We start from the raw sequence: 22,206 nt of genomic DNA on the forward strand, positions 1-22,206 counted from the left end.
GCCGCAATGGGAAAGCCCGAGGTTCCTCGGACGGATCGGAACGCGCAGTTTTTCTTGTCTCTCCAAGAACAGATCGCGTGACTTTCCTTGTCCGCGAGTGACGAGTTTACGGCTCGGTCCCAGAATCACTCACTCGGTGAGCAAGGCGAAGCCGTGAATGCTCACTTGCTGCTAAACGCACGAGTAGTGGAAGAACTGTCAGCAAGGCCCATTGTGCGAAAGGTTTCCCGTGAGTAACGTCCGGGCTCGCATTCCCCTACGAGAAGGGAAAACCGGCATGGCCACTCTCAGACGTATGTCCGTCCTCGGCGCGACGGCGGCCCTGGCCACGATCGCCTCCATCGGTACGTCCTCCGCGGCCGGCACCCAGCTGAACGGAAACTGGGCGCCGTTCAACCGCTGCCCGGTCGACAACGCCACCATGCTGGGCGCCGACGGCATCAACGACCAGGCGACGTGCATCTCCTCCAGCTCGGCCAGCGGTGTCATCAAGATCGGCAGCTCGGTCGTACCTACGGGCAAGACCGACCTCCAGGTGGGCATCGTCACCCACTCCGACGGCACCAACACGGTGGTCGCCCCGTCGAGCGGCGCACTCATCGCCGACCCCGCCGACCTGCCCGGCGGTCTGCTGGGACTGATGTGTCCCAGCTCTGTGCCCGTCGTCAGCGCCGTCTGCGGGCAGATCACCAACAGCACGGTCAACCGGGTCGTCGCGACCGTAGAATCCGTGGGCACCCCCTCCGACTTCCAGCTGCTCGCCGGGGTCTCCGAGGGCGTACCGATCATCTCGATCCCGGTCCGCGTCCACCTCAGCAACCCGCTCATCGGCAGCAACTGCTACATCGGCACCAAGTCCGCGCCGGTCATCCTGCGCCCGGGGAACGCCGCCGCGCCGAACGTCGCAGCGGACAGCGCCGCCTCCAATGGCACGCCCGCCGAATCCGGACCGTTCGGCCGGCTCGCGCTGACCGGCTCCACCCAGCAGGACCTCACCTTCGCGGCACCGGGTGCGAGCGGTTGCGGTCCCCTCGGGCTCGGCGCCTTCAACTGGGCCGTCAACCTCAAGTCCGGCCTTCCGGCCGCCTCGGGCGTGAACAGCGTCAAGCTCAACAACACCTCGACCTACCTGGGCACCCTGAACGACCCGGGCGCCGCCGCGCCGAACCAGGGCAAGGTGTTCTCCCAGTACTGGCACTCGGCTGTCAAGTGATGCGGTTGCTGCTGCGCAGGGCGGTGACGGGTGGGCTTGCGCTCGTCGCCGCGCTGGGGGTGTCGGTGACGTCGGCGTCCGCCACGGGGAGTGGGGCGTGGACGGTCAGTCCTGGTGGGAGTTATGCGGGGGATGCGGTCAAACCTTGGTTTCGGGCCGGGGCTCTGACGCTGGCCTGTGGCGCTGGGCACATCTCAGGATCGCTCGCGACCAGTGACTCCGACGGTCTGGCCGCCGGGACTCTCGTACCGTCGTACTCGACCTGCGTCCTCGCTGGGATTCCCTTCAGCCTCACCCCGGGTGCGGGCCCCTGGAAGATCAACTTGTTGGGACGCAATGTCGCCAACCCCTCCAAGGTGGACGTATCCGTCAGTGGGATCGAGTTCAACTGGTCCGCGACGGGTTGTACCACGAAGTGGACCGGAACTCTTTACGGTCAGTACGACAACGCCACCGGTCGGCTGAGCACGGGCCTCGACGGGGTGCCGGCCAGTCAGCTCGTGGCTGGTCCGGGGGTGTCCTGCCTCGGGCTCTTCCACTCCGGTGACACGCTCGACATCAAGGCGACCTACACCCTCGCCCCCAAGCAACAAATCACCCCACCCGCCTGACCGTCTTGTCGCCAGGTGATAAATCCACGGGCGGGCCGGAATCGGTGCGGGAAATTGTCGAAATGCTATTGCTAGGCAAGGTTACTCGGTCGTAACGTCGGAAAAAGTTCCTACGCTCCTGGTCGACGGCCCCCCGCCGGCCAGGAGTTGCAGGAGATCCGGTCTGCACCCTCCTTCTGGCCGGTGTCTCCGTGACGGGGCCCCGATTCTTCGCCGTACCCCCGGCGAGTCGGGGCCCCGCCTCCAACTGTGGGGCGGCCTCGGGACTCAGTGGTTTCACTCATCCCCGGATAGGAGAGAACCGGTCTCTTGTCATCGGATGACAAGTTTTCAGAAAGATTCGGGGCGGTCGCTCCGAGATCTTGTCCGGCACGTATGAAGCGAATTACCGTGCGCTGCCGAGTTCGCTCGCTGAAGGTGAGAAGCGATGGGAATCGAAGTGAAGGTCGAGGGGCTCACCAAGTCCTTCGGCAAGCAGCAGATCTGGCAGGACGTCAGCCTCACCCTGCCCGCCGGCGAAGTGAGCGTCATGCTCGGCCCGTCCGGCACGGGTAAGACCGTCTTCCTGAAGTCGTTGATCGGTCTGCTCAAGCCCGAGCGGGGCCGCGTCCTCGTCGACGGCGTCGACATGGCGCGCAGCCCCGAGCGGGACATCATGGAGGCCCGGAAGCTGTTCGGCCTGATGTTCCAGGACGGCGCCCTGTTCGGCTCGATGAACCTCTTCGACAACATCGCCTTCCCGCTGCGCGAGCACACGAAGAAGAAGGAATCGGAGATCCGCCGCATCGTCATGGAGCGGATCGACGTCGTCGGACTCCTGGGCGCCGAAGGGAAGTTGCCCGGGGAGATCAGCGGCGGCATGAGGAAGCGGGCCGGTCTCGCGCGGGCTCTTGTCCTCGACCCCCAGATCATCCTCTGCGACGAACCCGACTCCGGGCTCGACCCCGTCCGTACGGCGTTCATCTCGCAGCTGCTCATCGACCTGAACACCCAGATCGACGCGACGATGCTCATCGTCACCCACAACCTCGACATCGCCGCGACCGTGCCCGACAACATGGGGATGCTGTTCCGGCGGAACCTGGTGACGTTCGGGCCCCGGGAGGTTCTGCTGACCAGCCGCGAGCCGGTCGTGGCGCAGTTCCTCACCGCCAGCAAGGCGGGGCCCATCGGGATGTCGGAGGAGAAGGACGCGGCGACGCTGGCCGCGGAGGCCTCCGGCGGTGCGGCGGTCGTGGAGCCCCGGGCCCTTGTACCGCAGCTCCAGCCTTCGCCGGGCCTCGGGGAGCGGGCCGCCGTTGCCCGGCGCCGGGCGCGGGTGTTGGGGATGCTTGACACGTTGCCGGAGTCGGCGCGGGCCGCGATCTTGGCCACGTACGGGTCCGATGCGATGGCGCCGACCGCGGTGCTGCCCCGGGCCGGGGGGACGCTGTGATGCTGCCGATCACAAATCAAGCCCCTCCGGCGATTGAGGAGCGGGGTCCGGGGCAGAGCCCCGGGGCTCTGCACAAGCGCCGCTTGAGGTCTCGTCTTCAGGTGCGGAGCGCGTCGTGGCTGGTCGCGCAGTTCCCCGCGCCCCTGGCGGTGACCCAGTGAGCGTCGACGACAAGGCTCCGGCGAGCGACATCGAGGGAAAGCCGGGCGCAGCCCCCCGTACCCCGAACCCCCTCCTCGGCCCCCTCCGCCAGACCGGCAAACTGTTCGCGCTCGGGCTGGAAGTCGCGCGGGCAGTCTTTCGCCGCCCGTTCCAGTTCCGGGAGTTCGTCGAGCAGTTCTGGTTCATCGCCAGCGTCACCATCCTGCCGGCGGCCCTCGTATCGATCCCGTTCGGCGCTGTCATCGCGCTCCAAGTCGGTTCGCTGACACAGCAGTTGGGGGCGCAGTCCTTCACCGGCGGCGCCAGCGTCCTCGCCGTCATCCAGCAGGCCAGCCCCCTCATCGTCGCCCTGCTCATCGCGGGCGCGGGCGGCTCCGCCATCTGCGCCGACCTGGGCTCGCGCAAGATCCGCGAGGAGCTGGACGCGATGGCCGTCATGGGCGTCTCGCCCGTGCAGCGCCTCGTCGTGCCGCGCGTGCTGGCCACCATGACGGTCGCGCTCCTGCTGAACGGCATGGTGTCCGTCGTCGGCACCCTCGGCGGCTACTTCTTCAACGTCGTCCTGCAACACGGCACTCCTGGCGCCTACTTGCAGAGTTTCTCCGCGCTCGCCCAGCTTCCCGACCTCTACATCAGCGAGCTGAAAGCCCTCATCTTCGGGTTCATCGCCGGGATCGTCGCCGCCTACCGCGGGCTCAATCCGCGCGGCGGCCCGAAGGGTGTGGGCGACGCCGTCAACCAGTCCGTCGTCATCACCTTCATCCTGCTCTTCTTCGTGAACATGGTGATGACCGGCATCTACCTCCAGATCGTTCCGCCGAAGGGGGGCTGAACCGTCATGGCCTCTCCACTCGTCTGGCTCGACCGCGGTGGCGACCAACTTCTGTTCTATATACGCGCGTTGCTGTGGGTGCCCCGCACTCTCGTCCGGTACACGAAAGAAGTGCAGCGGCTGCTCGCCGAGGTCGCCTTCGGCTCCGGCGGGCTCGGTGTCATCGGCGGCACCATCGGCGTGATGATCGCGATGACCGCCGCGACCGGAACTGTGGTGGGCCTTCAGGGATATGCCGCTCTCGACCAGATCGGCACCGCCGCCTTCACCGGGTTCGTCTCCGCTTACTTCAACACCCGCGAGATCGCCCCGCTGGTCGCGGGCCTCGCGCTCTCCGCCACCGTCGGCGCCGGGTTCACCGCCCAGCTCGGCGCCATGCGGATCAACGAGGAGGTCGACGCGCTGGAAGGGATGGGCATCCGGTCCCTGCCGTACCTCGTCACCACCCGCATCATCGCCGGCGTCGTCGCCATCATCCCGCTCTACGCGATCGGGCTGCTCTCCTCGTACCTCGCCTCGCGCCTGGTCACCGTCGTCTTCAACGGGCAGTCGGCAGGTACGTACGACCACTACTTCAATCTCTTCCTGTCGCCGACCGATGTGCTGCTGTCCGTGCTGAAAGTGCTCATCTTCAGCGTCATGGTGATCGTCGCGCATTGCTATTACGGGTATCGGGCCACGGGCGGTCCTGCCGGGGTGGGCGTCGCCGTCGGGCGGTCCGTGCGCAACGCCATCGTGCTCATCTCCGTCACCGACTTCTTCCTCTCCCTCGCTCTGTGGGGCGCCACCACGACCGTGAAGGTGGCGGGGTGACGATGACAAGCACGGAGATCGTCCGCCGCAGACTCGCGGGCCTGGTGTTCCTCGTCGTGCCCGCCCTGCTCATCTGGCTCGCCGTCGCCGTCTACAACAAGGACTTCGTCTCCTCCGACGACGTCGTCGTGGAGACCGGCAGCGTCGGCAACGAGATGCACCTCGGCGCCGAAGTGAAGCTGCGCGGCGTCGTCCTCGGCGAGGTCAGGGACATCGACGCCACACCCACCGGGGCCCGCCTCACCCTCGCGCTGAAGCCGGGCGCCCTCGACAGCGTCCCCGACGACGTCCGCGCACAGATGCTGCCGACCACCCTCTTCGGCGAGCGGTACGTCGCCCTCGTACCGCCGAGCGATCCCAGTACGCGGATGCTGACGGCCGGGGCCACCATCCCGCAGGACCGTTCCGCCAACGCCATCGAGCTGCAGCAGGTCCTCGACGACGTCCTGCCCATGCTGACCGCCGTACAGCCGCAGAAGCTGTCGTCCACGCTGTCCGCCGTCTCGCAGGCGCTCGAAGGACGAGGGTCCAGGCTCGGTGACACGCTCACCCAACTCGACGCCCACCTGCGGAAGTTCAATCCCAACCTGCCGACCCTGAACGAGGACCTGAAGCAGCTCGTCAAGGTCTCGCAGGTGTACGCCGACGCCGCGCCCGGCATCATCGACGCGCTCACCGACTTCACCACCACCAGCGGCACGATCGCCGAGAAGGAGAGCGACCTCGCCGGCGCCTACGGCAGCACCACCCAGGCCGCCGACGACCTCGACGCCTTCCTGCGCGCCAACCAGGACAACATCATCCGGCTCTCCGACACCTCACGCCCCACCCTCGAACTGCTCGCGAAGTACTCGTCCTCCTTCCCGTGCACCCTGCGCACCCTCGCCGACTTCGTGCCGCGCATGGACCGGGTGCTGGGCAAGGGGACCGATCAGCCCGGACTGCATGTGGACGTCAACACCGTTCCCTCCAGGGGGAGTTACGTCGCCGGAAGTGACACTCCCGCGTACACCTCCGGTGGCGGGCCGCACTGCTATCCGGTGCCGTACCTCGGCGCGGCGACCGCCAAAGCGCCCGTCACCGCCACCGCGTCCGCCGCGCAGGATCTCGGGCCCGCCAACTCGCCGCAGGAGAACGACCTGGTGAACGAGCTCATCGCGCCCGCCGCCAAGGCCTCGCCCGACGACCTGCCCGACTGGTCGAGCCTGCTCGTCGGACCGCTGTACCGGGGGACGGCGGTGAAGCTGAAGTGAGCAGCAGCGAAGAAGCCGGGTTCCAGCACATCAAGCGGCGGTCCCTCGCCGGGCCGCTCGTGAAGTCCTTCATCTTCGTCGTCGTCACCGCGCTGGCCACCACCGTGCTCGGCCTGAGCATCGCCAACACCGGGGTGGCGACGGACACCGACACGTACAAGGCCCTGTTCACCGACGTCACCGGGCTCATCGACGGCGACGGCGTACGCATCTCCGGCGTCAAGGTCGGCGAGGTCACCGACGTGCGGGTCGTCGACCGGCGCACCGCCCAGGTCACCTTCACCGTCGACGACGACCGGCGTCTGCCGGGCACCACCACGGCCGCCGTGAAGTACCTCAACATGGTCGGCCAGCGGTACGTGTCCCTGGAACGTGGCACCGGGGGCGGGGCGGGGGAGCTCACCTCCGGTGCCACCATCCCCCTCGCCCGGACCACGCCCGCGCTCGACCTGACCCTCCTCTTCAACGGGTTCAAGCCGCTGTTCGAGGGCCTGTCCCCGCACGACGTCAACGATCTCGCCGGGTCCATCGTGAAAGTCCTGCAAGGCGAGGGCGGCACCGTCGACAGCCTCATCGAGCACGTCGGCTCCCTGTCGACGACCGTCGCCGCCAAGGACAAGGTGATCGGTGAGGTCATCGGGAACCTGACGGACGTCCTGACCACCATCAACGACCGCGAGGACCAGTTCGACGACCTCGTCACCACCCTCAAGGAACTTGTCTCCGGGTTCAAGGAGGACCGCAAACCGCTCGGCGACGCCGTCGAGGCGATGGGCGACCTGACCACGGTCACCGCCGGGTTCCTCCAGGACGCGCGGAAGCCGCTGAAGGACGACATCCACCAGCTGGGCCGCCTGTCCACCTCGCTCGGTGACGGCATCCCGCAGATCCAGAACTTCCTCGACAAGACCCCCGCCAAGCTGACCGCCCTGTCCCGCCTGTCGTCGTACGGGTCCTGGTTCAACCTCTATCTCTGCGAGGCGAAGGTCGGCGGCGTGAAAATGTCCGACGGGTCGAAGCCACCGACCGGCATCTCCGTCACCGAAGCGAGGTGCCAGTGATGCGGAACCCGGTCTCCCGGCGACCCCGGCTCAAGCCCGTCAAGGAGCGCAACCCCGTCGGCGTCGCCGTCGTCGGCCTGGTGGTGCTCGCCCTGCTCGCGCTCGCCGCGGTCAATGTGAGCAGCCTGCCCGTCGTCGGCGGCGGCACCACCTACACCGCCGACTTCACCGAGGCCGCCGGGCTCGGCGACGGCGACGAGGTGCGGATCGCCGGCGTGAAGGTCGGCGAGGTCACCGGCGTCGCCCTCGACGGCAACAAGGTCAAGGTCTCCTTCGACATCAAGGACGACTCCACCTGGATCGGCGACCGGACGACCGCCGCCATCGCCATCAAGACGTTGCTCGGCGACAAGTACGTCGCCCTCGACCCGGTCGGCGGCGGAAAGCAGGACCCGGGCTCCCGCATTCCGGTCTCCCGCACCACATCCCCGTACGACGTCACGCAGGCCTTCGAGGACCTCAGCGGCACCATCGACGACATCGACACGAAGCAGCTCGCCGCGAGCTTCGAGACGATCTCCGAGACCTTCAAGGACTCGCCGCCCGATGTGAAGGCGGCCGTGAAGGGGCTGTCCGCGCTGTCGAAGACCGTGTCGTCGCGCGACACCGAACTCGCACAACTCCTCGCGGGAAGCAAGAAGTTGACGAAGACGCTGGAGACCAAGAAGTCGAGCTTCGAGACGCTCATCGACGACGGCGGCTCCCTGCTGGGCGAGCTGAAGAAGCGGCGCACCGCCATCAAGGCGCTGCTCAGCGGCAGCGAGGCGCTCGGCCGCGAACTCGGCGGGCTCGTCGACGACAACGAGAAGCAGCTCGGGCCGACCCTCAAGGCGCTCGGCCGGGTCACCGACGTCCTGGAGAAGAACCAGGGCAAGCTCGACAAGACCCTCGCACTCGTCGGCCCCTATTACCGGCTCATCGGCAACACCCTCGGCAACGGCCGCTGGTTCGACAGCTACCTGTGCGGCGTCGTGCCCCGCGACTACCTGCCCGCGTCCTCGCTGCCCAAGACCTCCTGCATGCCGCCGAAGAACGGGACGTACGACGTGAAGGCCGGTGGATGACATGGCGACGATGACCGTACGCCGCAAACTCCTCGTCGGCGGGCTCGCGCTCGCCGTACTGATCGCCGCCGGGGTCGTCGGCGTCCGCGCCACCACCCCGGGCGGCACCCGCATCACCGCCTACTTCGACCGGGCCGTCGGCATCTACGCAGGGTCCGACCTGCGGATCCTCGGTGTGCGGGTGGGCAAGGTCGGATCCGTGCGGCCCGAAGGCACGCAGGTGAAAGTCACCCTCGACCTCGACGACGGGGTGAAAGTGCCGGCCGGCGCCCGGGCCGTCGCCGTCGCGCCCAGCGTCGTCGCCGACCGGTACGTGCAGCTCACCCCCGCCTACACGTCCGGGCCCGCGCTCCACGACGGGGCGAAACTGCCCGCGTCCCGCAACCGCACCCCCGTCGAGGTCGACCAGCTCTACGACAGCATCACCGAACTGAGCAAGGCGCTCGGACCCGGCGGCGCCAACGCCGAGGGCGCGCTGTCCGGTCTGCTCGACACCGGCGCGAAGAACCTCAAGGGCAACGGGGCCGCGATGGGCGACAGCATCGAGCAGTTCGGCCAGGCCGCCAAGACCCTGAACGGCAGCAGCGACGACCTGTTCACCACCCTCGCCCAACTCCAGTCCTTCACCACGATGTTGAAGGAGAAGGACGGCGGTGTGCGCACCGCGCAGGAGAACCTCGACGACGTCACCAGCTACTTCGCCGACAACAAGGACGATCTCGCGGGCGCCCTGAAAGAACTCGGCGCCGCCCTCGGACAGGTCAAGACCTTCATCAAGGACAACCGGGGCGAGCTGAAGAAGAACGTCGACCGGCTCGTACCCCTCACCCAGACACTCGTCGACCAACGGGCTTCACTGGCCGAGGCGTTGGACGTCGCGCCACTCGCCGCCGGCAACGTCGTGAACGCGTACAACCCGAAGACCCGCACCCTGGACGGGCGGGCCAACCTCAACGAGCTGAGCATGGGCGGGCCGCTGCTGCCGCTGCCCGCGGTGGGCGGTGAGCAGTGACACAGCAGTCGAGAATCCGCGCGGGCGCGGCGGCCGCGGCCGCACTCGCCATCACGACGGCCTTCCTCCTGACCATCGGCGTCATCAGCGTGCCGACACCGTCGTTCAACGGCGTCGAGGACCTGCCGCTGCCCGGCGGCGCCGACCTGGGCTCCCACCCGTACACGATCACGGCCGACATGAAGGACGTCCTGAGCCTCGTCCCGCAGTCCGCGGTGAAGGTGAACGACGTCGCGGTGGGCCGGGTCACCAGCATCTCCCTTCCGGGCAAGGGCAGTTGGTCCGCCCGCGTCACGATGAGGGTCAACGGCGACGTACATCTGCCGGCGGGCACCAGCGCCCAGCTCGAACAGTCCAGCCTGCTCGGCGAGAAGTACGTCCAGCTCGTCGCACCGAAGGACGGCACAGGAACGCTCGGCGCGGGCGACCGCATCCCGCTGGCGCGCACCGGCCGCAACACCGAGGTCGAAGAGGTCTTCGGCGCCCTGTCACTGCTGCTCAACGGCGGCGGCGTCAACCAGCTCAAGACCATCACCACCGAACTCAACTCGGCCATCGGCGGCCGCGAGACCGAGGTCCGCTCCACCCTGCGCCGGGTCAACACCCTCGTCACCGACCTCGACGACCACCGCGGCGACATCACCGCCGCCCTCGACGGCGTCAACCGCCTGTCGGCCACGCTCGCGCACCGCAAGGAGGACGTCGGGACCGTGCTCACCGATCTCTCGCCCGGCCTCAAAACCCTGGAGAAGCAGCGCGGTTCACTGATGACGATGCTGCGCTCCCTCGACCGGCTCCAGGACGTCGCCGTCGACACCATCGACACCGGCAAGGCCGACATGGTCGCCGACCTCAAGGCGATCGCCCCCACCCTCAAGACACTCGCCGACTCCGGCAAGGACCTCCCCGACTCGCTCCAGGTGCTGCTCACGTACCCGTTCACCGACGAGGTGCTGCGCGGCATCAAGGGCGACTACCTCAACGCGTATCTCGACCTCACGGCCGAGCCCGGTACGACGCTGATCCCGCCGCTGACCGAGGCCGCATCCTCACCTTCGCCGACTCCCACGGAGACCGCGCAGGAGCAGAAGCAGCAGAAGAAGAAGCAGCAGTCGTCGCCGTTGCCCCTGCCGTCGAGCGGAGGCACCCGGTGATCACCCTCGCCGTGCGGCTCAAGAACCTCGCGTTCCTCGTCATCGCCGTCCTCGTGCTGGCCTTCCTCGGTATCCGCTACGCCGACCTCGGCCGATACGTCGGAGCCGCCGACTACTACACCGTCAAGGTCGAACTCCCGCGCACCGGCGGTCTTTTCACTCACTCCGATGTCACCTATCGCGGAGTCTCCGTGGGCCGCGTCGGAGCGATCGAGCTCACCTCGGACGGGGTCGAGGCCGACCTGCGCATCAAGAAGGCGGCGCCCCGCATCCCCGACGACGCCAAGGCCGTCGTGGCGAGCCTGTCGGCGGTCGGCGAGCAGTACATCGACCTGCGCCCCGACCGGTCCGACGGGCCCTACCTCGCCGACGGCGCGCACATCGACCCGACCGCGACGAGCGTGCCGCGGCCGGTCACGGACGTCCTCGCGAGCGTCGACGACCTGACCACGTCCGTGCCGCTCGACTCGCTGCGCACGGTGGTCGACGAGTTCGGCAAGGCCTTCGAAGGGCGCGGCGAGGACCTCCAGATCCTCCTGGACAACGGCTCCGACTTCGTCGAGGCCGCCGACCGGGCGCTGCCGCAGACCACGAAGCTCATCGACGACGGAGCGGTCGTGCTGCGCACGCAGGCCGAGGAGGGCGCGGCGATACGGGACTTCGCGTCCGGGGCGAAGGATCTCGCGGCGACCCTGAAGAGTTCCGACGCGGATCTGCGCCGCCTGATCATGGCCGCGCCCGAGGCGTCCACCCAGCTCAGCGGCGTGCTCCGGGACATGAATCCGGAACTCGGCGTCGTCCTCGCCAACCTCCTCACCACCTCCGAGGTCGCCGTCACCCGGCAGCGCGGCACCGAGGAACTTCTCGTGAAGCTCCCCCAGGCCGTCGCCGCGGGCGCCACGGCCGTCGACGGAAAGAAGGTCAACCTCGGCATGGCGGTCACCTTCTTCAAACCGCTTCCCTGCACGGCCGGATACTCCGGAACGAAGTACCGCCTCGGTACGGACCTGAGTCCCGCGCCCGCCCTCAACACCGGGGCCCGCTGTACGGCGTCGGCGTCGAGCGGGGTCGGTGTGCGCGGCTCGGCGAACGCGCCGCGGGGTGGCGCGGTGCCGGAGCCGGCCCGGCCCGGAGCGCTGTCGTTGCCCTCCGTCGCCGAGTCGGGGGCGGCGACGTCGTCCTCCGGGATGTCCGACCTCCTCGGCCTGAACTCCCGTACAGGGGACGCCTCATGATGCGCCGGGCCCTCACGGGGGTGGGGCTCGCCGTGGCGCTCGCGCTGTGCGGGACGGGGGCCTGGTCGTACGCGCAGGCGCGGGGTGACGACGACCTCGCGTACGGCCGGGCCCGGGACGCGGCACTCGCCGACGGGCGCGCGGCCGTCGCCACGCTGTCCACCCTGGACGCGTCGACGGCGGCCCACGCCAAGGCCGGCGTGACCACATGGAAGACCGTCACATCGGGCCCGCTCCGCACCCAGCTGGGCCGCCTCTCCCCGGCCGCCGGGGCGTCCTCGCGCGGCGTCGTCACGGACGCGGCGGTCACCGCCCTGGACGACCGCGCCGGCACGGCGAAGCTCATCGCGACGGTCCGGGTGGAGACGACTCAGAAGGCCACCAAGTCGCCGACGACGGACCGCAAACGCCTGGAGGCGGTCCTCACCCGGGACTCCGACGGCACCTGGAAGGTGAAGACGCTGAACGCGGTACCGGTGACGGAGGTGTCCGGGTGACGACGGACAAGGACGAGAGCGCGACCGAGGGGACCGGGGCCGAGACCGGGGCCGGGACCGGAGCCGTGCTGCGGCTGCTGACGGCCGACGAGACCCGGCCCCGGGAGGACGCGGTCGAGGCGCCGCCCCGCGCGGCCGGTGGGATGTGGCGCCGGTTGCGCGGCACTCGGGGGGCCGACACGGAGGACACGGGCGGTACGGACGACGTGCCCGGTACGGACGACGTGCCCGGTACGGACGACGCGGCCGCTTCGGAGAGTGCCGACTCGGTGGACGCCGACAGCGGGCAGGAGCCCGGCGACGGTGAAGAGGCCGACAAGAGCGGCGAGGCAGCGGCGCGCCCCTGGCGGGAGCGGCGGGTCGCCCTCGGGGTCGCCGCCGGTGCCGTCCTCGTGGCCCTCGCGGGAGGCGTGCTGCTCTACCAGGCCCATGAACTGCGGGACGCGCCCGCCGCCGGGAACCACGCCCTGACGGACGTCGAGGCGACCACCCGGGTCAACGGGGACGTGAGCAGCGCGCTCGCCAAGGTCTTCTCGTACACGCCCGGCGGCACCGAGGCCACCGAACGCTCCGCCCGCACCGTCCTGTCGGGGCGGGCCGCGCGGCAGTACACCCAGCTCTTCGCCCAGGTCACGGAGAACGTCCGCAGCCAGCACGTCAGCCTCACCACGCAGACCGTGCGGGTCGGCACCGTGAGCCTGCGCGGGAACACCGCGCACCTGCTCGCCTTCCTCGACCAGACCGCCCGGCGAGGCACGAAGAAGCCCACCACGTCCGCCGCCCAGCTCTCCGTCACCGCAGAACTCCACGACGACGTATGGCAGATCGTCGACATCAAAGCCCGATGAACCCGATGCACCTGATGCACCTGATGCACCTGATGAAAGGGGCGCGCATGTCCCGGGTCACGCAGCCGCTGCTCATCGCCGCGCTCGCCCTCACCCTCCTCGCGGGCGGGATCGCCGCATGGGCCGGCTGGTCCTGGTACGGGGCCGCCCACGACGACACCGCCGGATTCGCGACCGCCCGCGACGACGCCCTGGAGGCCGGGGAACAGGCCGTGCAGAACCTCAACACCCTCGATCACCGCAAGCTGGAGCCCGGCCTCGACCTCTGGGAATCCTCCACCACCGGTGACCTGCACAGCCAACTCGTCAAGGGCCGGACGGCGTTCACCAAGCAGGTGCAGACCGCCAAGACCGTCTCCACGGCCAAGGTGCTGTCCGGTGCCGTGACCGAGCTCGACGAACGCGCAGGCCGCGCCCGCGTCATGGTCGCCCTGCGCGTCACCGTACGGGCCTCCGGACAGAAGGCCACCGACAAGGACAGCCGCATGCTCGGCGAACTCACCCGCACCGACGGCCACTGGAAGCTCAGCGCCCTCGGCCAGGCATCGGTCGGCTCCACCGCGACCACCGACTGACCGGAAAGGACCGAGGGATGTCGACGACGACCCGCCACCACATCAACCGCCAGCGCCGCCTGGCCCAGAAACCCGCGCCGCCCGTCGCGGCGGCCGCACCGCCCTCCGGGACCACCGTGCCGGTCGATCGTGACGACGCCACCCCGAAGCGCCGGACCCGCGTCTCACCGGACCGTCAGGACAGTCCGGCACCGACGGCGGCAGACCCCGGCCGCGCCCGCCGCGCCCTTGTCGCCGGCCTCTGCCTCCTCACCCTCCTCCTGGGTGCCTTCGCCGGATGGGCGTACGCCCAGACACGCGGCCTCGAGGACGACGCGGCGACGAACAACACCGCCCTCACCGACCCCGCCCGCACCAGCGAGGTCAAGGGGCAGGCGGGCAAGGCCGTGAACGCGCTGTTCTCGTACGACCACGCCAACCCGGAGATCCAGGAGAAGGCCGCCGCCACCTACCTCACCGGCAAGGCCGTCGCCCAGCACCGCACGCTCCTCGCCCCCGTGCTCGCCCAGGCCAAGAAGCAGAAGACCGTGGTGACCACGACCGTCACCGACAGCGCCGTGGAACGCATCGAAGGCGACCGCGCCCGGGTGCTCGTCTTCGCCGACCAGAGCAGCACCAGTACCGCCGCGCAGGCGAAGGACGCCGCCAACTACGCGGGCGCGATGCTCGCCGTCGACCTCGTCCACCGGGACGGTCGCTGGCTGGTCTCCGCCATCGACACCTTCGGCGGCAGCTGAGCCGCGCCCCCGCCAGACCCGGACAGAAAGGGCCCCATGCGAACCCCGCGTATCCGACTGAGCCGCCGCCTGCGCGGCACCGCCGTGGCCGTCGCCGCGACCGCGCTGCTGACCGCGTCCCAAGCCCCCCATGTCGTACGGGAGTTGAGACAAGAGGCCGCCGCGGACAGCGATCCGGTCGCCGTGGCCGCCGGGCCGCTGCCGCGCGTCGACTCCCAGGGCGACGACTCGTACCACACCGAACTGCCGCCCCTCGAAGCCCCGCAGGCGCCGAACATGACGTACCCGGTGCAGCGGCTCAAAGCCGAGTCCGGCATCCCGGCCACCGTCCTCGCCGCCTACCGCCGCGCCGAGTCCACCGTCGCCCGTACCGACCCGGGCTGCCGGCTGCCCTGGCAGCTGCTCGCGGCGATCGGCAAGGTCGAGTCGGGGCAGGCCCGCGGCGGCGACGTCGACGCGCGGGGCAATACCCTGCACCGCATCACCGGGCCCGCGCTCAACGGCGACGGCTTCGCCCTGATCCGCGACAGCGAGGGCGGCGCCTGGGACGGCGACGCCGTGTACGACCGGGCCGTCGGGCCCATGCAGTTCCTGCCGGGGACCTGGCGCCGCTGGGGCGCCGACGGCAACGGCGACGGCCGCGCCGACCCCAACAACATCTTCGACGCCGCCCTCGGCGCCGGGCACTACCTGTGCGCGGGCAACCGCGACGTGGGCACCCCGGCCGGCCTGGAGCGGGCGGTCCTCAGCTACAACTACTCCCGCGACTACCTCCAACTCGTGCTGCACTGGCTGGAGTTCTACCGGGAGGGCGTGCACACCGTGCCGGACGGGCATGGCGTGGTTCCGGCCACTCCGGGCGCGGGATCCAAGACCCCGGCCACGGAGCCGGTGGGCCATGGGGGCGGCGGTGGCGGCATCGTCATCGGCCCCGACCCGACCAAGAGCCCGAAGCCGAGCACGACCCCCGGGCCGAGTACGACCCCGAAGCCCACCGGTGAGCCGAGTCCGACGCCCGGCCCGTCCGACACCGGCACCCCGACTCCCGGGCCGACCACGACGCCCCCCACGGATCCGCCCACCACCGGCGGGCCGACCGACCCCGGCGCCCCGTCCGACTGCCCCACCGACAGCCCCTCCCCGACGGATTCGGCCACCCCGTCCGACACCCCGACCCCGACCACGAGCCCGTCGGACACGCCTTCACCGTGCGAGACACCCGCCGCCTGAGGCGCCCGGCGACGGTGACGGCTCCCAGTGGGAGCCGATCCGGTAGGTACCGGCGGCGGGCGCCGTCAGCTCCGTGAACTCGCCCTGCTCGCGCACCTTCAAGCAGCCGTCCTCGGACTTGAGCCAGGGCGAGTACGCGACCCGCAGCGTCGCCGCGCCCGCCTGCCGGAAGCGGACCGTGACCCGCGCCCCGTCCGAGCTGACGACGGACGCGGGCGCGGAGACCAGCGGCACCGCGTCGCGCACCCGGAACACCCGCCAGTGCGGGTCGCGCCACACCGGCTCCAGGTAGCGGGTGCCGCCGCGCACGAACGCGGCCTCCTGCTCGGCGAACCCGTCCGGCTTGCCCTCCGGCAGCACGACGAAGCCGACGGCCCACCGGTCGAGCCAGGCCCGGTACGTCGACGCGGAGAACGTACCGTCGTAGAAGAGCCGCCCGCGCTCGATGTCGAGCTGCCGGTTCCAGCCACGCGCCATGTTCACGTACGGGGCGAGCCGGGTCGCCTCCCGGTGATTGCGGGCCGGGATCACCTCGACCCGGGTACGGTCCGCGCCGAGCCGCTTCAACTCCCGTACGACACCCTGCGTTTCGGCCGCCCAGGACGGGACCCGCGTCGATACCTGAAGGTCGTCGGCCGTCTTCTTCACCACCCACGCCGAGGACAGCACGAGGGCGACCACGAGGACCATCGCCTTCGCACGGGTCAGGCCCGGTGTCCTGACCGCCGCCAACAGGGCGGCAGGCGCTGCCAGTTCGGCGAGCCGCTCCACGTTCGTACCGATGGGGGAGGGGATGAGATACGTGAGGACGGTGCCGACCGCGTACGCCGCGGCCGCCCAGCGCGCCACCCGCCAGCGCCGCGGGCCCGCCACCACCAGCACCAGCGCGAACAGGACCGGTGGCCAGATCCGGCTCAGCGGCATCAACTGCTCGCCCTTGAACGGGAAGAGCAGCGTCGTCGTGCCCACCACCACCGTGGGCGGCACCAGCAGCGCCGCCGCCCGCCGCCAGTCGCGGGCGCCCAGATACCCGGCTCCGACGACGGCGAGGAACAGCCCGGCCACCGGTGACGCCATCGTGGCGAGCGCCCCGCAGGCCACCGCGGCCACGAGCCCGCCCCACCCACGCCGCCCGCACAGCGCCACGCAGGCGCCGAGGCCGAACGCGACGCCGAGCGCGAAGGTCGTACGCCCCGACGCCACGTTGCACCACAGCGCCAGGGAGAGCAGGACGGCCGGGACCAGAGGACGGCTGATTCCGGTCCGTACGACGAGGACGGCACCGAGCCAGGCCGCCGCCACCCCCGACGCCACCGTCACCGGCCGCACGCCGAGCTCCGCCATCAGATACGGCGAGATCAGCGAGTAGTTGGCGGTGTGCATGCCGCCGTACCAGAACAGGTTGTACGCCGACGCCCCGTGATCGGCCGCGAACCGCGCCCAGGCCTGCTGGGCCGCGAGATCGCCGCCGCCGGTCGCCAGGAACAGCGCCCACACCACGTAGAGGGGCAGCGTGGGCACGGTCGCGAGCAGGGCCACACGGTGGTGCGCGGCAAGGGCAGGGCGTCGGCGTGCCGGTGCACGCCCCAGGGGCAGGTCGGCCGTGGCCACGGGTAGCGGTCCGTTCGTTCCGTTGCGGTGCCCGGTGCGGTGCGTTGTGGGTCTGGGCATGGTCCGTGGACGAAGACGCTGTGTGCAACGGAAATGTTCACTGGCGGGCGGGATTGGTCGAGATTCAGCCGTCCGTGGTCGATACCTGGAGTTCCTTGACGCCGTTCAGCCAGGCCGCGCGCAACCGGCGCGGGTCGCCGGCCAGCCGCAGTCCGGGCATCGCGTCGGCGATCGCGTTGAAGATCAGGTCGATCTCCAGGATGGCGAGGGACTTGCCGAGGCAGAAGTGCGGTCCGCCGCCGCCGAAGCCGAGGTGCGGATTGGGGTCGCGGGTGATGTCGAAGGCGTCGGGATTCTCGAAGACCTCGGGGTCGTGGTTGGCCGAGGAGTAGAAGATGCCGACACGGTCGCCCGCCTTGATCTTCTGGCCGCCGAGTTCCGTGTCCTGGGTCGCCGTGCGCTGGAAGGAGACGACGGGCGTCGCCCAGCGCACGATCTCCTCGGCGGTGGTGCCCGGCCGCTCACGCTTGTACAGCTCCCACTGGTCGGGGTGGGTGAGGAACGCGTGCATGCCGTGGGTGATCGCGTTACGGGTCGTCTCGTTCCCCGCGACCGCGAGCAGGATCACGAAGAAGCCGAACTCGTCCGATGACAGGTTGCCCTCGTCCTCCGCCGCCACGAGCCGGCTGACGATGTCCTTCGCCGGGCACTGCTTGCGCTCCGCGGCGAGGTTCATCGCGTACCCGACGATCTCCATGGCCGCTTCGGCGCCGATCTCCTCGGTGATCGCGTACTCGGGGTCGTCGTACGCCACCATCTTGTTCGACCAGTCGAAGACCCGGGAGCGGTCGTCCTGCGCGATGCCGATCAGCTCGGCTATGGCCTGGAGGGGGAGCTCCACCGCCACGTTCGTCACGAAGTCGAACGAGCCGTCCGGGCCCGCCTGTTGAAGCGCCGTCGTGACGATCTCGCGGGCCCGGGTGCGCAGCGCGTCCTCCAGGGAACGGATGGCGCGCGGTGTGAAGCCGCGCTGCACGATCTGGCGCACGCGCGTGTGCTCGGGCGGATCCATGTTCAGCATGATCATCTTCTGGACCTCGATCTGGTCACGCTGGATCGAGGAGTTGAAGCGGATTACGGCCGTGTTGAGGTTGGAGGAGTAGATCTCCGGGTGGGTGGAGACGTATTTGACGTCCGCGTGCCGGGTCACCGCCCAGTAGCCGGCGTCGTCGAAGCCGGAGACGCCGTGTTCCTGTTCGATCCAGCGGACCGGTTCGGCCTGTCGCAGCTGGGCGAACTCCGGGTAGGGCACGCGGTCTTGGAGCAGGTCGGGGTCGGTGAAGTCGAACCCGTCGGGCAGCGCGGGGCACGGCATGGGTCTCTCCCGGGTGGTCTGACAGTCCGTCAGGTCTGGCTGGAAAGGTAATAACGCGTTCTAGAAGAGGCAAGGGTCGCGGGTGTGTCGGTTCCGTGCGCGGTGCTTGCACGCCCCTTGCGTACCCGGGGTAATCGCATCGAGACTGCACGGAGAACTGGTACGCGTTCTAGTTTCGTGTGCGGGGTGCGTGTGCGGTGCGTACGGGACCGCGGGTGCGGTGCGTGCGGGGTGCGAACCGGTTCTGGTCCTGCTGGTCCGGGAAGCGTGAGAGGACGACCGTCATGGCAGCCGAGCCCGTCATCGTCGAAGCCGTACGTACGCCGATCGGCAAGCGCGGCGGCGCGCTGGCCAACCTCCATCCCGCGTATCTGCTGGGGGAGACGTACCGCGAACTCCTCGGGCGCACCGGCATCCACGCGGACTGCGTCGAGCAGATCGTCGGCGGCACGGTCACGCACGCGGGCGAGCAGTCCATGAACCCGGCGCGCACGGCCTGGCTCACGATGGGCCTGCCGTACGAGACCGCCGCCACGACGGTGGACTGTCAGTGCGGGTCGTCCCAGCAGGCCTCGCACATGACCGCCAACATGATTGCCGCGGGCGTCATCGACGTGGGCATCAGCTGCGGCATCGAGGCCATGTCCCGGGTGCCGCTGGGGTCGGGGTCGAAGCACGGGCCAGGCAAGCCGTTTCCCGAAGAGTGGAACGTCGACCTCCCGAACCAGTTCGAGGCCGCCGAACGCATCGCGCGCAGGCGTGAGTTGACCCGGGAGAACGTCGACTCGCTGGGGCTGCTGTCACAGGAGCGGGCCGCCGTCGCCTGGGCCGAGGAGCGCTTCAAGCGCGAGACGTTCGCCGTGCAGGTCCCCACGACCGAGGAGGAGCAGGCCGCCGGGCAGGGCATGTGGCGGCTCGTCGACCGGGACGAGGGATTGCGCGACACCACGATGGAGGGCCTGGCGGGGCTGAAGCCCGTCATGCCGACCGCCGTGCACACGGCCGGCAACTCCTCGCAGATATCCGACGGGGCCGCCGCCATCCTGTGGGCCTCCAAGCGGATGGCGCGGGCGTTGAAGCTCAAGCCCCGGGCGCGGATCGTGGCGCAGGCGCTGGTCGGGTCCGACCCGCACTTCCACCTGGACGGGCCCATCGATGCCACCCGGGCCGTGCTCGGGAAGGCCGGTATGTCGCTGAAGGACATCGACGTCGTCGAGATCAACGAGGCGTTCGCGTCGGTTGTCCTGAGCTGGGCGCAGGTCTTCGAGCAGGACCTGGAGAAGGTCAACGTGAACGGCGGAGCCATCGCTCTCGGGCACCCCGTGGGGGCCACGGGCGCCCGGCTCATCACCACCGCTCTGCACGAACTGGAGCGCCGGGACAAGGAGTTCGCCCTCATCACCATGTGCGCGGGCGGCGCGCTCGCCACCGGGACCATCATTCAGCGGCTCTGAGACCTCTCGGGTGGGGTGGGCTTATGTCCACCCCTTGTCCGGGGGCGGCTCGGATGTCGGGGCCGCGGGGTGATCCATACCGTCTTGCCATGACCGAAAACACGCACAACTCGGTGTCCGGCAGCGGTACTTCGGCTCCGCTCCGAGGGGCCGCCGTGGCCGTCGCGCTGCTGCTCGCCGGAGGCCTCGCCGCTCCCGCCGCCGTCGCGCTCGACCGGCCCGCCACGGCCTCCGCCGCCCCTCGGGAACAGCGCGGCGCGCTCGTCTCCGTCACCCGTGTCGCGTCCTTCGACCGGGCCGGTGTCACGCGCTGGCTCACCGACCGCGACATGGACGCGAGCAGCACCCGGCACGGGGTGACCGCGTACCGGCTCGCCTACCGGACCGTCGACGCGTACGGCCGGCCCACCACCGCCACCGGCCTGTTCACCCTGCCCGTCGGCGGTGCGCACCGTCTCGACCTCGTCTCCGACACGCACGGCACCATGGTCAACCGGGGGTACGCGCCCTCCGTCGGCGACGACTTCGGGCGCGTCCCCTCGTATCTGAACGCCTCCGCGGGCAAGGCCGTCGCCGCACCCGACTATCTCGGCCTCGGGCAGGGAGCCGGGCCCCACCCGTATATGGACACCGCCTCGTCCGTGACCGCCTCCCTCGACATGCTGCGCGCCGCCCGGCACGCCGCCGACCGGCTCGGCCGCCCGCTCACCGGCGACGTGTACGCCACCGGGTTCTCCCAGGGCGGCCAGGTCGCCATGGCGCTCGGCCGCGCCCTGGACTCCGGCGCCGACCGGCACTTCCGGCTGCGTGCCCTCGCCCCTGTCAGCGGGCCCTACGACCTGACGGGCGTTGAAATACCCGCCCTCTTCGACGGGCGGATCAACGACACCAGTGCCTTGTTCTACGTTTCCTACTTTTTGGTCGCCCAGAATCGGCTGCACCCCCTCTACAAGGACCCGCGCGACGTCTTCCGCGCGCCCTACGCCGACCGGGTCGAGGCGCTCTTCGACGGGGACCATACGGAGGAGGACGTGGTGAAGGAGCTTCCCGCCCACGCGACCCTGAAGGAACTCCTCACCCCCGAGTTCTACGCGCGGATGAAGCACCCGACCGGGGCGCTGAAGGCTGTTCTGGAAGCGAACGACGGTACGTGTGCCTGGAAGCCGGATGTTCCGGTACGGCTGTACGCGGCCGCCGGTGACACGGACGTGCCCATCGGGAACGCGCGGAGCTGTGCGGCTCAGCTGAAACGGGCCGGGGTCCGGGGGCCGGTGCCGGTGCTCGACCAAGGGGCCGTGGACCATTTCGGCGGCTTTCAGAAAGCGGCGCCTCAGGTGGTGAGGTTTTTCGCCGCCGGGTCGTAGAACAAAAAGAGGCGGCACCCGAAAGGTGCCGCCTCGCTGGAACTCGGCTCAGTACGAGCCGTTGGCCTGCCAGTGCGCCCACGCGCCGCAGGCACTGCCGTACCGGTCGTTCATGTACTTGACGCCCCACTCGATCTGCGTCTCGGGGTTCGACTTCCAGTCCCCGCCCGCGGACGCCATCTTGTTCGCGGGCAGCGCCTGCACCAGGCCGTACGCGCCGGACGAGGAGTTGGTCGCCTTCGGGTTCCAGCCGCTCTCGTGGGACACGATCTTGTCGAAGCAGCTGAACTCCGCGGAGTCCGCGATCTTCTTCTGCGCGATCGTCTTCGCGGACGTGGAAGCGGACGCGGCCTGAGCCGGTGCCGAAGCGAAGACCATGCCGGTCGCGGCGGCCGCGAGGGTGACGCCCGCGATGGCCTTCTTCGGAGTGGCGACGCGGCGGAGGAGCGTGGCGGACAAAGCGGGGCCTTCCGTGGGGGACGGGGGTGTCGTCGCTCTGCGTTCGGCGACTGCTCCAGAGAAACAGGGCCCCAGGGTGGTCCGCAAAGACCCCATTTGCTAGTTGTCTTAGTATGTGGGGTATTTGTCCCTTTGGGGGTGGGGGCTTGTACCGCAGGCCGGAGTGGGGTGCGGAGGGAGTAGGTCGTGCGTCCTACCTACGAGCCCCGTT

21 protein-coding genes are annotated in these 22,206 nt (G+C 69.8%); 18 read left to right on the forward strand and 3 right to left on the reverse strand.

The window, feature by feature from the left end:
• The first annotated feature begins 277 nt into the window (after positions 1 to 277).
• From ACIREE_RS23840 to ACIREE_RS23915, 16 genes are all read left to right on the forward strand, one after another.
• Complete coding sequence (locus tag ACIREE_RS23840; RefSeq protein WP_404155566.1) at positions 278 to 1,213, forward strand: hypothetical protein; 936 nt, start codon at positions 278 to 280, stop codon at positions 1,211 to 1,213.
• Positions 1,214 to 1,539: 326 nt separating this feature from the next.
• Entirely contained in the window at positions 1,540 to 1,824 is a 285-nt protein-coding gene (locus ACIREE_RS23845) for a hypothetical protein (protein ID WP_404155568.1), read from the forward strand.
• A 427-nt stretch (positions 1,825 to 2,251) separates the two neighbouring features.
• Positions 2,252 to 3,259, forward strand: a complete 1,008-nt coding sequence (locus ACIREE_RS23850) for an ABC transporter ATP-binding protein (protein ID WP_404155571.1) — start codon at positions 2,252 to 2,254, stop codon at positions 3,257 to 3,259.
• A 190-nt stretch (positions 3,260 to 3,449) separates the two neighbouring features.
• A complete protein-coding gene (locus tag ACIREE_RS23855; RefSeq protein ID WP_404156037.1) occupies positions 3,450 to 4,253 on the forward strand; it encodes an MlaE family ABC transporter permease in 804 nt (267 codons plus the stop codon).
• 6 nt (positions 4,254 to 4,259) lie between these two features.
• Entirely contained in the window at positions 4,260 to 5,066 is an 807-nt protein-coding gene (locus ACIREE_RS23860) for an MlaE family ABC transporter permease (RefSeq protein ID WP_404155574.1), read from the forward strand.
• A gap of 2 nt (positions 5,067 to 5,068) precedes the next feature.
• Complete coding sequence (locus ACIREE_RS23865) at positions 5,069 to 6,319, forward strand: MCE family protein (RefSeq protein ID WP_404155577.1); 1,251 nt, start codon at positions 5,069 to 5,071, stop codon at positions 6,317 to 6,319.
• Positions 6,316 to 7,380, forward strand: a complete 1,065-nt coding sequence (locus ACIREE_RS23870; protein WP_404155580.1) for an MCE family protein — start codon at positions 6,316 to 6,318, stop codon at positions 7,378 to 7,380. The genes ACIREE_RS23865 and ACIREE_RS23870 overlap by 4 nt, the downstream gene beginning before the upstream one ends.
• Entirely contained in the window at positions 7,380 to 8,444 is a 1,065-nt protein-coding gene (locus ACIREE_RS23875) for an MCE family protein (protein ID WP_404155582.1), read from the forward strand. Before ACIREE_RS23870 ends, ACIREE_RS23875 begins: the two co-directional genes overlap by 1 nt.
• A gap of 10 nt (positions 8,445 to 8,454) precedes the next feature.
• On the forward strand, positions 8,455 to 9,456 hold the full coding sequence (locus ACIREE_RS23880; protein WP_404156040.1) for an MCE family protein: 1,002 nt from the start codon (positions 8,455 to 8,457) through the stop codon (positions 9,454 to 9,456).
• Positions 9,457 to 9,506: 50 nt separating this feature from the next.
• Positions 9,507 to 10,610: an MCE family protein gene (locus tag ACIREE_RS23885; protein ID WP_404156043.1), complete on the forward strand. Its 1,104-nt coding sequence runs from the start codon at positions 9,507 to 9,509 to the stop codon at positions 10,608 to 10,610.
• Positions 10,607 to 11,845 carry an MCE family protein gene (locus ACIREE_RS23890; RefSeq protein ID WP_404155584.1) on the forward strand — a complete coding sequence of 413 codons (1,239 nt, stop codon included), beginning with the start codon at positions 10,607 to 10,609 and terminating at the stop codon, positions 11,843 to 11,845. Before ACIREE_RS23885 ends, ACIREE_RS23890 begins: the two co-directional genes overlap by 4 nt.
• Positions 11,845 to 12,342: a hypothetical protein gene (locus ACIREE_RS23895; RefSeq protein ID WP_404156045.1), complete on the forward strand. Its 498-nt coding sequence runs from the start codon at positions 11,845 to 11,847 to the stop codon at positions 12,340 to 12,342. The genes ACIREE_RS23890 and ACIREE_RS23895 overlap by 1 nt, the downstream gene beginning before the upstream one ends.
• Positions 12,339 to 13,190 carry a hypothetical protein gene (locus tag ACIREE_RS23900; RefSeq protein ID WP_404155586.1) on the forward strand — a complete coding sequence of 284 codons (852 nt, stop codon included), beginning with the start codon at positions 12,339 to 12,341 and terminating at the stop codon, positions 13,188 to 13,190. The genes ACIREE_RS23895 and ACIREE_RS23900 overlap by 4 nt, the downstream gene beginning before the upstream one ends.
• Positions 13,191 to 13,237: 47 nt before the next feature.
• Positions 13,238 to 13,765, forward strand: coding sequence for a nuclear transport factor 2 family protein (locus ACIREE_RS23905; RefSeq protein ID WP_404156048.1), 528 nt, complete (start codon positions 13,238 to 13,240; stop codon positions 13,763 to 13,765).
• Between the two features lie 17 nt (positions 13,766 to 13,782).
• Positions 13,783 to 14,502: a hypothetical protein gene (locus ACIREE_RS23910; RefSeq protein ID WP_404155589.1), complete on the forward strand. Its 720-nt coding sequence runs from the start codon at positions 13,783 to 13,785 to the stop codon at positions 14,500 to 14,502.
• A gap of 36 nt (positions 14,503 to 14,538) precedes the next feature.
• Complete coding sequence (locus ACIREE_RS23915) at positions 14,539 to 15,732, forward strand: lytic murein transglycosylase (RefSeq protein WP_404155592.1); 1,194 nt, start codon at positions 14,539 to 14,541, stop codon at positions 15,730 to 15,732.
• Here the strand turns inward: ACIREE_RS23915 and ACIREE_RS23920 are convergent.
• Both ACIREE_RS23920 and ACIREE_RS23925 read right to left on the reverse strand, forming a co-directional pair.
• On the reverse strand, positions 15,706 to 17,343 hold the full coding sequence (locus ACIREE_RS23920; protein ID WP_404155595.1) for a hypothetical protein: 1,638 nt from the start codon (positions 17,341 to 17,343) through the stop codon (positions 15,706 to 15,708). The genes ACIREE_RS23915 and ACIREE_RS23920 overlap by 27 nt on opposite strands.
• Positions 17,344 to 17,467: 124 nt before the next feature.
• Positions 17,468 to 18,718, reverse strand: coding sequence for a cytochrome P450 (locus ACIREE_RS23925; RefSeq protein WP_404155598.1), 1,251 nt, complete (start codon positions 18,716 to 18,718; stop codon positions 17,468 to 17,470).
• Between the two features lie 284 nt (positions 18,719 to 19,002).
• Here ACIREE_RS23925 and ACIREE_RS23930 point away from each other — a divergent pair, with 284 nt between their 5' ends.
• The gene (locus ACIREE_RS23930) at positions 19,003 to 20,172 is read left to right on the forward strand and encodes a steroid 3-ketoacyl-CoA thiolase (RefSeq protein WP_404155601.1); all 1,170 of its coding nucleotides are present in this window, start codon (positions 19,003 to 19,005) and stop codon (positions 20,170 to 20,172) included.
• Positions 20,173 to 20,261: 89 nt separating this feature from the next.
• Positions 20,262 to 21,536: an alpha/beta hydrolase family protein gene (locus tag ACIREE_RS23935; RefSeq protein ID WP_404155602.1), complete on the forward strand. Its 1,275-nt coding sequence runs from the start codon at positions 20,262 to 20,264 to the stop codon at positions 21,534 to 21,536.
• Between the two features lie 48 nt (positions 21,537 to 21,584).
• Here ACIREE_RS23935 and ACIREE_RS23940 read toward each other — a convergent pair whose 3' ends face one another.
• Positions 21,585 to 21,995 carry a transglycosylase SLT domain-containing protein gene (locus ACIREE_RS23940; protein WP_404155605.1) on the reverse strand — a complete coding sequence of 137 codons (411 nt, stop codon included), beginning with the start codon at positions 21,993 to 21,995 and terminating at the stop codon, positions 21,585 to 21,587.
• Positions 21,996 to 22,206 lie beyond the last annotated feature (211 nt).

This window comes from Streptomyces sp. NPDC102467 (assembly GCF_044765445.1).
GTDB lineage: Bacteria > Actinomycetota > Actinomycetes > Streptomycetales > Streptomycetaceae > Streptomyces.

Coding starts and splice junctions, on each gene's coding strand:
- ACIREE_RS23840 (WP_404155566.1), top strand. CDS start 278: ATGGCCACTCTCAGACGTATGTCCGTCCTCGGCGCGACGGCGGCCCTG.
- ACIREE_RS23850 (WP_404155571.1), top strand. CDS start 2,252: ATGGGAATCGAAGTGAAGGTCGAGGGGCTCACCAAGTCCTTCGGCAAG.
- ACIREE_RS23860 (WP_404155574.1), top strand. CDS start 4,260: ATGGCCTCTCCACTCGTCTGGCTCGACCGCGGTGGCGACCAACTTCTG.
- ACIREE_RS23865 (WP_404155577.1), top strand. CDS start 5,069: ATGACAAGCACGGAGATCGTCCGCCGCAGACTCGCGGGCCTGGTGTTC.
- ACIREE_RS23875 (WP_404155582.1), top strand. CDS start 7,380: ATGCGGAACCCGGTCTCCCGGCGACCCCGGCTCAAGCCCGTCAAGGAG.
- ACIREE_RS23880 (WP_404156040.1), top strand. CDS start 8,455: ATGACCGTACGCCGCAAACTCCTCGTCGGCGGGCTCGCGCTCGCCGTA.
- ACIREE_RS23895 (WP_404156045.1), top strand. CDS start 11,845: ATGCGCCGGGCCCTCACGGGGGTGGGGCTCGCCGTGGCGCTCGCGCTG.
- ACIREE_RS23905 (WP_404156048.1), top strand. CDS start 13,238: ATGTCCCGGGTCACGCAGCCGCTGCTCATCGCCGCGCTCGCCCTCACC.
- ACIREE_RS23910 (WP_404155589.1), top strand. CDS start 13,783: ATGTCGACGACGACCCGCCACCACATCAACCGCCAGCGCCGCCTGGCC.
- ACIREE_RS23915 (WP_404155592.1), top strand. CDS start 14,539: ATGCGAACCCCGCGTATCCGACTGAGCCGCCGCCTGCGCGGCACCGCC.
- ACIREE_RS23925 (WP_404155598.1), bottom strand. CDS start 18,718: ATGCCGTGCCCCGCGCTGCCCGACGGGTTCGACTTCACCGACCCCGAC.
- ACIREE_RS23930 (WP_404155601.1), top strand. CDS start 19,003: ATGGCAGCCGAGCCCGTCATCGTCGAAGCCGTACGTACGCCGATCGGC.
- ACIREE_RS23935 (WP_404155602.1), top strand. CDS start 20,262: ATGACCGAAAACACGCACAACTCGGTGTCCGGCAGCGGTACTTCGGCT.